Annotated in this window: 7 protein-coding genes and 2 pseudogenes; 7 read left to right on the forward strand and 2 right to left on the reverse strand. The window is 52.8% G+C overall.

The features are described 5' to 3' along the window. The first annotated feature begins 92 nt into the window (after positions 1-92). Positions 93-1,346: a serine hydroxymethyltransferase gene (gene glyA / locus ACI2JR_RS12220; protein ID WP_462478658.1), complete on the forward strand. Its 1,254-nt coding sequence runs from the start codon at positions 93-95 to the stop codon at positions 1,344-1,346. A gap of 67 nt (positions 1,347-1,413) precedes the next feature. Here glyA and ACI2JR_RS12225 read toward each other — a convergent pair whose 3' ends face one another. Next, positions 1,414-1,836 carry a DoxX family protein gene (locus ACI2JR_RS12225; RefSeq protein WP_132726118.1) on the reverse strand — a complete coding sequence of 141 codons (423 nt, stop codon included), beginning with the start codon at positions 1,834-1,836 and terminating at the stop codon, positions 1,414-1,416. Between the two features lie 70 nt (positions 1,837-1,906). Then, positions 1,907-3,103, reverse strand: a complete 1,197-nt coding sequence (locus ACI2JR_RS12230; RefSeq protein ID WP_462478659.1) for an ROK family protein — start codon at positions 3,101-3,103, stop codon at positions 1,907-1,909. Between the two features lie 116 nt (positions 3,104-3,219). Here ACI2JR_RS12230 and ACI2JR_RS12235 point away from each other — a divergent pair, with 116 nt between their 5' ends. The 6 genes and pseudogenes from ACI2JR_RS12235 (at position 3,220) to ACI2JR_RS12260 (ending at position 12,182) form a co-directional block, all read left to right on the forward strand. Further along, on the forward strand, positions 3,220-6,501 hold the full coding sequence (locus ACI2JR_RS12235; RefSeq protein WP_462478660.1) for a DUF5107 domain-containing protein: 3,282 nt from the start codon (positions 3,220-3,222) through the stop codon (positions 6,499-6,501). Positions 6,502-6,642: 141 nt separating this feature from the next. Beyond that, positions 6,643-7,625: pseudogene (locus tag ACI2JR_RS12240) on the forward strand (substrate-binding domain-containing protein). 51 nt (positions 7,626-7,676) lie between these two features. Further along, on the forward strand, positions 7,677-9,173 hold the full coding sequence (locus ACI2JR_RS12245; protein ID WP_207896584.1) for a sugar ABC transporter ATP-binding protein: 1,497 nt from the start codon (positions 7,677-7,679) through the stop codon (positions 9,171-9,173). A gap of 27 nt (positions 9,174-9,200) precedes the next feature. After that, a complete protein-coding gene (locus ACI2JR_RS12250; RefSeq protein WP_462478661.1) occupies positions 9,201-10,199 on the forward strand; it encodes an ABC transporter permease in 999 nt (332 codons plus the stop codon). Positions 10,200-10,226: 27 nt separating this feature from the next. Beyond that, positions 10,227-11,288: pseudogene (locus ACI2JR_RS12255) on the forward strand (zinc-binding dehydrogenase). A 9-nt stretch (positions 11,289-11,297) separates the two neighbouring features. Further along, a complete protein-coding gene (locus ACI2JR_RS12260) occupies positions 11,298-12,182 on the forward strand; it encodes an aldose 1-epimerase (RefSeq protein WP_462478662.1) in 885 nt (294 codons plus the stop codon). Positions 12,183-12,239 lie beyond the last annotated feature (57 nt).

Genomic DNA, 12,239 nt, shown 5'->3' on the forward strand with positions numbered 1-12,239 from the left:
ATCACACAACGATTCAGTTATACTGTGGGCCGTCGCCCAAAAAGGCCCCCTTTTAGAGCTGTAATCTATTGTTAGCTGAGCAGGAGATGCGGATGTTAAAGCGTGAAATGAACATTGCCGATTATGATGCCGAACTGTGGCAGGCTATGGAGCAGGAAAAAGTACGTCAGGAAGAGCACATCGAACTGATCGCCTCCGAGAACTACACCAGTCCGCGCGTTATGCAGGCACAGGGTTCTCAGCTGACCAACAAATACGCCGAAGGTTATCCGGGCAAGCGCTACTACGGCGGTTGCGAATACGTTGATGTCGTTGAGCAACTGGCTATCGACCGTGCAAAAGCGCTGTTTGGCGCTGACTACGCCAACGTCCAGCCGCACTCAGGCTCCCAGGCTAACTTCGCGGTCTACACCACGCTGCTGGAGCCGGGCGATACCGTGCTGGGGATGAACCTGGCGCACGGCGGCCACCTGACTCACGGTTCTCCGGTTAACTTCTCCGGTAAACTGTATAACATCGTGCCTTACGGTATCGATGAGACCGGCCATATCGATTACGCTGATCTGGAAAAACAGGCAAAAGAGCACAAGCCGAAGATGATCATCGGCGGCTTCTCCGCATACTCTGGCGTGGTTGACTGGGCGAAAATGCGTGAAATCGCTGACAGCATCGGCGCTTACCTGTTCGTTGATATGGCTCACGTTGCCGGCCTGATCGCCGCTGGCGTGTATCCGAACCCGGTTCCGCATGCTCACGTTGTGACCACCACGACTCATAAAACCCTGGCGGGTCCGCGCGGCGGCCTGATCCTGGCGAAAGGCGGTAGCGAAGAGCTGTACAAAAAACTGAACTCTGCCGTCTTCCCTGGCGCCCAGGGAGGCCCGCTGATGCACGTTATCGCGGGTAAAGCCGTGGCGCTGAAAGAAGCGATGGAGCCGGAGTTCAAAACCTACCAGCAGCAGGTTGCGAAAAACGCCAAAGCGATGGTGGAAGTATTCCTGAACCGTGGTTACAACGTGGTTTCCGGCGGGACTGACAACCACCTGTTCCTGCTGGATCTGGTTGATAAGAACCTGACCGGTAAAGAAGCTGACGCGGCGCTGGGTCGGGCAAACATCACCGTGAATAAAAACAGCGTGCCGAACGATCCGAAGAGCCCGTTTGTGACTTCCGGCGTGCGTATCGGTACCCCTGCGGTCACCCGTCGCGGTTTCAAAGAAGCCGAAGTGAAAGAGCTGGCTGGCTGGATGTGTGACGTGCTGGACAGCATTAACGATGAAGCGGTTATCGAACGCGTGAAGGGTAAAGTGCTGGATATCTGCGCACGTTTCCCGGTTTATGCCTGACGCATCGCTACGCAGCGTAAAGAAAAAGGCCGCAAATGCGGCCTTTTTTACGTCCAGGGTTCTGCGTTTAGCGGCGGTCGAGGGAGATCGATCCCGGCCCGGTTATCGCCAGCAGCAGGAACGCCCCGGCAATACTGATATTTTTGTAGAAGTTAATCATATTCGGCATCACCGCATCGCCGGTCATGTCCCAGTAATGGTGGCCGATGATCGCGGTACCAATCGTGTAAAAGATAAAAATCACCGCCAGCGGGCGGGTGAAAAAGCCGAGAATAATCAGGATAGCCGCCGGAACCTCCATCAGCACAGCAATAATGGCCGAGAGTGTCGGAAGCGGTGCGCCGGAGGAGGCCATGTACTGTACCGTGCCGCTAAAGCCCAGCAGTTTGGGGTACCCAAACAGAATAAACAGCAGTACCACGGCAATACGGGCGATCAACAGCAGAACCGGGCGGGAGGAGCCAAAGTCAAAATAGCGTAGCGTGTTCATAATCAATCCGTTGTGAAGATGAGTGATTTAAACGTAATACACATTTTTGCTCTTCGCCACGTCCCTGCCGCTATCCACTCAGTGTCTGCAGTTGCTCTTCAACATACAGATAACCAATGCCCAGCAGCTGTTGCTGACGGCTCAATTGTCCAAAGCCAATCTGCGTGGCTCTGGTACGCGGTGTGTCATGGTGATCGAAAGGGTTAAACCCCGTTTGTCTGATAATGGTATTTAACCATGTCTCACCAAAAGCACAACTGCGGCCATATAGTAAAATCTGGTTAATATTGAGTATGTTAAGGAAATTATAGAGGCTCAGGCCAATGGCATGTGCGGAATCTTCTACCCAGTTTTGTAGACGCAAGTCTCCCTGACGCCATTTTTCTATCAGCCCCTGTGTGGTGAGTTCTTCAGGATTACCGGCGATGTCCGGCTGCACTTTGAGCCAAATTCTGGCCTGTTTTTTTAATGCGCTCAGTGACGCCACCGTTTCGAGGCAGCCGTAGCGTCCGCAGTCGCAGGCAATCCCATCGGGATTAATAATGGTGTGTCCTATTTGTCCGCTACCGTAGAGGCTACCGCGCCAGACCTGATCGTTGATGACAAACGATGAACCAATCCCGTAATCGACATTGATAACGCAAAAATCTTGTTGATGTCCGTCATTCTGCCATTTTTCCGCCAGAGCAAGCATGACGCAGTCATTGTCGACCATGACCCTGACGTTGAGTTTCTCCTCCAGCAGGTACTTCATTTCCACCGGCTGTTTCCACGGCGCTTGCGGCATGGTCTGCGATACGCCAGTTCCCGCATCGACCTGGCCATGTACTGCCAGCGCCAGATTGATTTTGCGATTGGGCCAATTTTTACGGAACTGGTGCCAGTATTTTTCAATAGCGGAAAGTAATGCTTTGGGAGAGGGGGCGTCGATGGCGTGGTATTCAAGATCTCCCTTGGGACTCAGGCAGGCATTGCCTAGCTGACACTCGATACTGGTTGGCGTGATATTCATGCAGAGCGTCCAGTCGCCCTCGGGGGCAATAAGCCACGATCCGCTACTGTGGCCGCGGGTCAGGTGTTCGTCCTGAACGTTAATTACTCTGCCTTCTGCTTCCAGCTCCTGAAGAATATTGCTGACGGCAGGAATCGAAATTTGTGCCAGCCGGGCAAGCGTGGATTTGCTCGCCCGTTTTTGGCGGTACAGATATTCAAGGAGCACGCCTTTATTGTAATGGCGTATTTGCTGGTTGTTAATGCAGGCTTTCATAAAAGTAAACCTTGTTAACTATATTGCGTGATTATTGTGCATAAACTACCTGATCTTGTCTATTAAACTGCCCACATAATTTCAAATCAGTATGTCTTGTTAACTTTGAGGGCATTATGAGTTCAGTAAACGTGTGGCAGGAAACAGTCCATATTCCAACTTATGAAACCGGCGTTCAGGATATTCATCCAATGTTTCTTGAGAATCGGGTTTATCAGGGTTCCTCTGGCTCGGTGTACCCCTACGGCGTAACGGATACGCTTGGTGAGGAGAAGACGCTGAAGGCCTGGCAGGCGGTGTGGCTTGAAAATGACTATCTCAAGATTATGATCCTGCCGCAGCTCGGCGGGCGCGTACATCGGGCATGGGATAAAACCAGACAGCGCGATTTTGTTTATCACAATGAGGTGATCAAACCGGCACTGGTTGGCCTGCTTGGCCCGTGGATCTCCGGCGGGATTGAGTTTAACTGGCCGCAACATCACCGCCCGACCACCTATATGCCGGTGGATTTCTCGCTAGTAGAAAATGATGATGGCTCGAAAACCGTTTGGGTTGGCGAAACGGAGCCGATGCACGGACTACAGGTGATGACCGGCTTTACGCTTCGCCCTGAACGCGCCGCGCTGGAGATTGGCAGCCGGGTCTACAACAGTAATGCGACGCCGCGCCACTTTTTATGGTGGGCGAATCCGGCAGTGAAGGGCGGCGAAGGACATCAAAGCGTATTTCCACCGGACGTCACCGCCGTATTTGATCATGGCAAACGGGCCGTCTCGGCTTTTCCGATCGCAACCGGAACCTATTACAAGGTGGACTACTCTACCGGCGTCGATATATCACGTTATAAAAATGTGCCGGTTCCCACTTCTTATATGGCGGAGAAGTCAGAATACGATTTTGTCGGCGCCTGGAGTCATGATGAAAACGGTGGCCTGCTGCACGTTGCCGATCACCATATTGCACCGGGTAAAAAACAGTGGAGCTGGGGCTACAGCGAATTTGGTCAGGCGTGGGATAAAAATCTCACCGATAAAAATGGGCCCTATATTGAGCTGATGACCGGTATTTATGCCGATAACCAACCAGATTTTACCTGGCTCGATCCGTTTGAAGAGAAACGATTCGAACAGTATTTCCTGCCTTACCACTCCTTAGGGATGGTACAAAATGCCTCGCGTGATGCGGTTATTAAGCTTGAGCGCAACGATGGGAAGATCGACTGGGGAGTTTATGCCATTGCGCCTCTTCGCGCGCACCGTTTGACTATCTGTGAAGAGGGGAATCCGCAGCCGCTGCTTGATGAAGCGGTTGAACTGACGCCGTGCGCCGTCGCCCAAGGAACGCTGGCGGTGGTCGATTCTCCACGTCTGACAATCGAGCTGCTGGATAGCGATGGAAACCGGGTTTTGCATTATCAGGAGCATCAGCCGCAGGAGATGCCGCTGCCGGAGGTGGCGAGTGCGCCGTTAAGCGCTGACGAGATTTTAAGCGTCGATGAGGCATGGTTTATCGGGCAGCACCTGGAACAGTATCACCATGCCAGTCGTTCCCCTTTTGACTATTACCTGCGTGGCGTTGCGCTGGATCCTGAGGATTATCGCTGTAACCTCGCGCTGGCAATGCTGGAATACAACCGGGCGAACTACCCAAAGGCGGTTGATTACGCAACCCGGGCGCTATCACGTGCGCACCGTTTGAATAAAAATCCGCAATGTGGACAGGCCAGCATGATCCGCGCCAGCGCCAGAGAGCAGATGCGGCAGTGGCATGAGGCGCAGGAGGATTTTTGGCGCTCGGTATGGAGTGGTAATAGTAAAGCGGGGGGATTCTACGGTCTTGCTCGTCTGGCGGCGAGAAAAGGCCGCTACGATGAGGCGCTGGATTTTTGCCAGCAGAGTCTGAGGGCCTGCCCAACCAACCAGGATGTGCTCTGTCTCGAAACATGCCTGCTGCTTCTGCTTGGGCGCCGTGCTGCGGCGCTGCAACAGAGTGATTCGTTGCTTAACTCATATCCGCTCAATCCTACGCTGTGGTGGCTGAAGGCGGAAATTACCGGGGCTGAAGCCGATTTTGAACGTTGGAAGACACTCTGCCAGTCGCGGGATATTAACGCACTCCTGACGGCCGGACTGTTGTTAAGTTGGGGGATGGATGCACGTGCAAAAAGCGTGTTGACCCATCTCGGTTGTCAGAAAACGCTGCCGCTCTATTTACAGGCCAGTCTGAGCGACGGCGATGAGCGTGCCGCGTTGTTGAGTCGGGCTCGCGACGCATTCCCCAGTTTTGTTCGTTTTCCCAATACGCTCGTTGAGGTCGCGGCCCTGGAAAGCGTAGCGGAGTGCTATTTTGCCCGCCATCTGCTTGCCTGCTTCCATTACAACCGCCGCGATTATGCAAAAGCGACCGCGTTGTGGCAGCGGTGCGTCGAAATGGCCCCTGACTTTGCGGACGCCTGGCGTGGGCTGGCGATTCATGCGTGGAATAAACAAGGCGACTCGCGCCTCGCCGCACAATATCTGGATAAGGCTTGTGCCTTGCAGCCTGAAGATGCCCGCCTGCTGTTTGAACGGGATTTGCTGGATAAGCTGGTCGGTGAACAGGCGGAAAAACGGCTTTCCCGCCTGGAAAGCCGTCTCGCATGTGCGCTCAAGCGAGATGATTTGACGGCGGAACTGCTGCATCTTTGGCATCTGGCAGGAAAAACCGAGCAGGCGGCAGAGATCCTGTCCCAGCGTAAGTTTCATCCCTGGGAAGGGGGAGAAGGCAAAATCACCAGTCAGTTTATCATCAACCATCTGCTTCGCGCCTGGCAGTTGATCGGTCAACAACGACCAGGAGAAGCCACGACGCTGCTTCTATCCGCCCTGCATTACCCGGAAAATCTGAGTGAAGGTCGTTTGCCTGGACAGACGGATAACGATATCTGGTTCTGGCTCGGCATCTGCGCCCGGCAGCAAAGCGAAATGGCGCAGGCGACGGACTATTTCCGCAAGGCCGCAATGGGCGATCGGTCTATCAATGTGCACAGTTACTACAACGATCAGCCCGTGGATTATCTCTTCTGGCAAGGTGTCGCGTTACGCATGCTTGGCGATGTCCAGGCCAGTGAACGGATTTTTAGCGAAATGCTGAACTGGTCTCAGCATATGGAGATAGCGCAAATTGAGGCGGATTTCTTCGCCGTCTCACAGCCCGATCTCCTCTCGCTGTACGCGAATATCCAGCAGCAGCATCAGGAGAAGTGTCTTTTTATCCGGGCTCTGGCGGCGGCTGGTCTAGGCGACGGCGCGGGATATGAACAAGCGATAGCCAGGCTGGATTTGTTAAATCCGGCATGGGCTAAGGCGGCGTTATTCCGTCAGGTTATGCCCTTTGTTCTGCACCTGATTAACTAAAGAGCGTTAACTGTAATTTTTGAGCGGCCTGACCCGCCGCTCGAAGCGAGATGTTTAGAATATGTGAAATTTGTCAGCGTCGAGCCTTGGTTGTCGCTGAACCTAAACAACAATAAATGCCTGACCCTACAGGAGGCTCACATGTGTAAAAGTAAAATCTTCTCCCTCGTATCATGGTTATTGTTAACGTTATTAAGTTTTTCATTCCCAGGCTATAGCGCAGAGAAAGCGCTCACCGTCGGGGCGATTTACCTTGATACTCAAGGCTATTATGCCGGCGTACGTCAGGGGGTTCAGGATGCGGCCAAAGCATCGCAGTCCAGGATCCAACTGATTGAAACCAACGCTCAAGGGGACATTTCCAAAGAGAGCTCGTTTATCGATACGCTGGTAGCGCGCAACGTCGACGCTATCATTTTATCCGCCGTTTCTGAAAACGGCAGCAGTCGCGCTATTCGTCGCGCCAGTGAGGCGAGCATTCCGGTGATTTGCTACAACACCTGCATTAATCAGAAAGGGGTGGATAAATATGTCGCCGCTTATCTGGTGGGGACCCGCTTGCATTTGGCAAAAAGTTGGGCGATATCGCGGCAGATTACTTTATTGCCAACAATATCAATGCGCCGAGAATCGCGGTGATCAACTGTGAAGCGTTCGAAGTATGCGTGCAGCGGAGAAAAGGTTTTGAACAGGCGTTGAAGGCTCGTCTGCCGGGGATGCAGATCGTGGCGAATCAGGAAGGTACCATTCTGGATAAAGCGATTTCAGTCGGTGAAAAACTCATTATCTCATCATCAGGTCTGGACGCCATTATGGGGGAATCCGGCGGGGCGACGTTAGGGGCAGTCAAAGCGGTACGCAACCAAAATCAGGCTGGGAAAATTGCCGTTTTTGGTGCCGATATGACGACTGAAATTGCCCAGGAGCTGGAAAATCATCAGGTCCTGAAAGGCGTTGTGGATATTTCTGGCAAGAAAATGGGCAATGCCGTTTTTACCCAAACAATTAATGTCATTAATAAACAGCCACCGGCTAACAAAATTATTCCGGTTGATATCGATTCCTACATGAAAGCAGAAGACGGAAAGCAGTGGTTGGCGGCCCATGTTGACGGTTTACCTTAATGCCCACGCTCGACGACTTGAGGTAGCGATTGTATGACGGTAGCAGAAAAAATGCGGGTGCCGGTGGCGAGAATCACCGGGGGAAATAAACGTTACCCCGGCGTCGTGGCGCTGGATAATGTCAATTTCACCCTGTCCCAGGGTGAAGTTCGGGCGCTACTTGGTAAAAATGGGGCTGGAAAATCGACCTTAATCAGGATGTTAACCGGTAGCGAAAGTCCTGATAGCGGCGAGGTGTGGCTAGGGGATACCCGACTGGAGGGCAATGAAGCGACGCTTACCCGTCGGGCGGCGGAGCTAGGCGTCAGGGCGGTATATCAGGAACTGAGTTTGGTTGAAGGATTGACGGTTGCGGAGAATCTTTGCCTGGGTCAATGGCCGCGTTGTGGCGGCATGATTGATCGGGCGCAAATGCGCAAACAAGCCGAGGTAGCCCTGGAAATGCTGGGCGTTGATATTCCGTCTGATGCCGTGGTTGATACGCTGAGTCCGGCGCAAAAGCAGCTGGTTGAAATTGCCCGGGTGATGGCGGGCGAGCCGCGGGTCGTCATCCTGGATGAACCTACCAGCTCGCTCGCCAGCACTGAAGTGGACCTGGTCATCAGCGCGGTTAAAAGGATCTCTGCGCTAGGCGTCGCGGTTATTTACGTTAGCCATCGAATGGAAGAGATCCGGCGCATAGCCTCATGCGCCACGATCATGCGTGATGGTCAGATCGCGGGCGATGTCGAGCTGAACAGTACGACAACCCGGGAAATCGTGTCGTTGATGTTGGGCCGTGAGCATATTGATTTACCTCAGGTGACGCCTGCAATGCCGTTAACGATTCCCGTTCTGCATGTTGAACGGCTCAGACATCCGCCGAAGTTAGAAGACATTAGTTTTACTTTGCATCGTGGTGAAGTGCTGGGGATCGCTGGGTTATTAGGATCGGGACGGAGCGAATTACTTAAGGCGATTGTCGGGCTGGAGACGTTTGTTGACGGTGATATTACGCTAAATGACAGGCGTATCACCCGCCCTGAATATAGCAATATGCTGAAAGGCGGCATTGGCTATACGCCGGAAAATCGCAAAGAAGCGGGTATTATTCCTCTTCTGGGCGTTGATGAAAATACGGTGATGACTAACCGGCATAATGTCAGTCGACGCGGAATATTGAACTGGCAGCGCATCCAGCAGATGACCGCTTCGGTCATGGAACGTATGACGGTGAAGGCGGCGAGCACGCAGACTCCGGTCGGGACATTATCCGGTGGCAATCAGCAAAAGGTCGTTATTGGCCGTTGGGTTTATGCCGGAAGCGACATTTTGTTACTTGATGAACCGACACGTGGAGTGGATATCGAGGCCAAACAGCAGATTTACCGTATTGTACGGGAACTGGCTGCTGAAGGAAAAAGCGTGATATTTATTTCCAGTGAGGTCGAGGAATTGCCCTTAGTGTGTGACCGTATATTACTGCTGCAAAATGGCACATTTACCCGTGAGTTTTTCGCACCGGTTAACGTCGATGAGTTAATGTCGGCGATTTTATCCACACATTAGCCAGAACGTTTACTGAGGAATTAACCGATGTCTGCCTCATCCATAACGCTGCCGCAAGGCAAAAATATTGCAGTTAAACAGTTCATCAGTCGCCATATTAATGTCATTGGCCTGCTGGTGGTCATCGCTATTTTATATCTGGTCTTTTCTTTTAATGCTCCCGGTTTTATCTCGTTAAATAATCAAATGAATGTGCTGCGCGATGCCGCGACCATTGGTATTGCCGCATGGGCAATGACGCTTATTATTATTTCTGGCGAAATTGATGTCAGCGTTGGGCCAATGGTGGCGTTTATCTCTGTCTGCCTGGCATTCCTGCTACAGTTTCAGGTACCGCTTGCCGTTGCCTGCCTGCTGGTTTTAGGGCTTGGCGCGATCCTCGGGACTCTCGCCGGGGTTTTGCGCGGCATATTTAATGTCCCAAGCTTTGTCGCAACCTTAGGTCTGTGGAGTGCATTGCGAGGAATGGGCTTATTCATGACGAATGCCCTGCCGGTGCCGATCGATGAAAATGACGTCCTGGACTGGCTGGGCGGTCAATTTATGGGTATCCCGATCTCCGCATTGATCATGTTGCTACTGTTTCTGATCTTTGTCTTTATCAGTCGTAAGACCGCATTTGGTCGCTCCGTTTTTGCTATCGGCGGCAATGCGACTGCGGCCCAGCTTTGCGGTATTAACGTTAAGCGAGTTCGTATTTTGATTTTTACCCTATCCGGATTACTGGCGGCGATTACCGGCATCCTTCTCGCCGCGCGCCTCGGATCGGGCAATGCCGGAGCAGCCAATGGTCTGGAGTTTGATGTCATCGCAGCAGTGGTGGTTGGCGGAACAGCGCTTTCTGGAGGCCGTGGTTCTTTATTTGGCACGCTATTAGGCGTACTGGTGATTACGCTGATTGGCAATGGCCTGGTATTGCTGGGAATTAACTCGTTTTTCCAGCAGGTCGTTCGCGGAGTAATTATCGTGGTGGCCGTATTAGCGAATATATTACTGACTCAGCGTAACAGTAAAATTAAAAATTAATCTTCATTACTGAATCCAGAGGGAATTATGAAAACGATGTTGGCTGCATATTTACCAGGAAATTCGAGCGTTGAGCTCAGAGAAGTGACGATACCCACTCCGGGGATTAACCAGGTTTTAATAAAAATGAAGTCTTCAGGTATTTGCGGCAGCGATGTGCATTATATCTATCATCAGCACCGCGCGACTGCTGCTGCGCCAGATAAACCGCTATACCAGGGTTTTATCAATGGTCATGAGCCCTGTGGGCAAATCGTGGCGACGGGGGCCGGCTGCCGGCATTTTAAAGCTGGCGATCGGGTACTTGTATACCATATTTCAGGCTGCGGTTTTTGCGCCAATTGCCGTCGTGGATTCCCAATCTCTTGTACCGGAGAGGGTAAAGCAGCCTATGGCTGGCAGCGTGACGGCGGGCATGCGGAGTATCTGCTGGCGGAAGAGAAAGATCTGATTCACCTGCCGGACGCGCTGAGCTATGAAGATGGCGCCTTTATCAGCTGTGGTGTGGGAACCGCATATGAGGGAATTTTGCGCGGGGAGGTTTCCGGCAGTGATAACGTGTTGGTCGTGGGGCTGGGGCCCGTCGGCATGATGGCGATGATGCTGGCGAAAGGGCGGGGCGCGAAGCGTGTAATCGGTGCCGATATGCTACCGGATCGTCTGGCCACAGCAAAACAGCTTGGTGTCATGGATCACGGCTTTCTGGCAACCACCGAAAACTTACCGGCGTTAATTGCCGGGTTGACCCACGGCGGCGCTGATGTCGCGCTGGATTGCTCCGGCAATGCTGCGGGCCGCTTGCTGGCGCTTCAGTCCTCAGCCGACTGGGGGCGAGTGGTTTACATTGGTGAAACCGGGAAAGTTGAGTTTGAAGTGAGCGCCGATTTGATGCACCACCAGCGGCGTATCATTGGCTCCTGGGTCACCAGTTTGTATCACATGGAAAAGTGCGCGCGCGACCTCACCGACTGGAAGTTATGGCCGCATAGCGCCATCACCCATCGTTTTTAGCTGGAGCAGGCGGGAGAGGCGTACGCACTAATGGCGAGTGGGAAATGCGGCAAAGTGGTGATTAATTTTCCCGATTAAGGAGGTAGAATGGCGCTTTATACCTTGAACAATGGTGAACTGCAGTTGAAGGTTGCGGATTGCGGTGGCGTCATTGAAGGCCTGTGGTGGCAGCATGAAGGGCTGGCGCTTCCGCTGTTACGCACCGGCTTACAAAGCGGTGTCGCGGTGGAGTCTTCCTGCTTTCCGTTAGTTCCGTTCGGCAATCGCGTCAGCGGTAATCGTTTCTCTTCAGCGGCAGGGGAATATCAGCTTCATCCTAACGTTGCATGGGATGACCATTATCTCCATGGCGACGGTTGGTTGAATGTCTGGCATGGATTGGCACAGTCGCCGACGCAGCTCACATTAGAGTATGTTCATCGACAGGGGGTATACCACTATACCGCGCAGCAGCATTTTACCTTAACGGGCAACGCGCTGATGGTGGAACTGGTGGTGACGAATGAAAGCGAGGCCACACTGCCGTTTGGTCTGGGCTGGCATCCCTATTTTCCATTAACGCCGCAAACGAAATTGCAGGCCGATGCGAACGGCTACTGGCTGGAAAGAGAGCAATGGCTGGCCGGGGAGTTTCAGTCTCAGATACCGCCTGAGCTCGACTTTAATCATCCTTCGCCGCTGCCGCAACGCTGGGTGAATAACGCCTTCTCCGGCTGGGACGGAAGAGCGACGATTGACCAGCCGGAGCTCGGATATCGGTTGTCATTGACCACTGAGCCACCAGCTCCCTGCTACTTTATTTTCGTTTCTGATCCCGAATTTGATCGGGGCTATGCATTTGATTTTTTCTGTATTGAGCCGATGAGCCATGCGCCGGACGATCACCACCGTTCTGAGTTTGGCCAGCTAACCCTGATCTCCACCGGAGAAAGTATGCGTCAACAAATGACATTGCAGGTCTACGTTCCTTGAGTCTGACCTGCCCGGAAACGGGCAGGTATAACTTCACCTTGCGGCCTTCGCGCTTTA

Origin of the sequence: Klebsiella sp. NPDC088457 (assembly GCF_044900465.1) — a bacterium.
Taxonomy (GTDB): Bacteria; Pseudomonadota; Gammaproteobacteria; order Enterobacterales; family Enterobacteriaceae; genus Klebsiella.

What these genes read in the sequence shown, in the direction of transcription:
- glyA (WP_462478658.1), top strand. Translation starts at nt 93, where the DNA reads ATGTTAAAGCGTGAAATGAACATTGCCGATTATGATGCCGAACTGTGG.
- ACI2JR_RS12225 (WP_132726118.1), bottom strand. Translation starts at nt 1,836, where the DNA reads ATGAACACGCTACGCTATTTTGACTTTGGCTCCTCCCGCCCGGTTCTG.
- ACI2JR_RS12230 (WP_462478659.1), bottom strand. Translation starts at nt 3,103, where the DNA reads ATGAAAGCCTGCATTAACAACCAGCAAATACGCCATTACAATAAAGGC.
- ACI2JR_RS12235 (WP_462478660.1), top strand. Translation starts at nt 3,220, where the DNA reads ATGAGTTCAGTAAACGTGTGGCAGGAAACAGTCCATATTCCAACTTAT.
- ACI2JR_RS12245 (WP_207896584.1), top strand. Translation starts at nt 7,677, where the DNA reads ATGCGGGTGCCGGTGGCGAGAATCACCGGGGGAAATAAACGTTACCCC.
- ACI2JR_RS12250 (WP_462478661.1), top strand. Translation starts at nt 9,201, where the DNA reads ATGTCTGCCTCATCCATAACGCTGCCGCAAGGCAAAAATATTGCAGTT.
- ACI2JR_RS12260 (WP_462478662.1), top strand. Translation starts at nt 11,298, where the DNA reads ATGGCGCTTTATACCTTGAACAATGGTGAACTGCAGTTGAAGGTTGCG.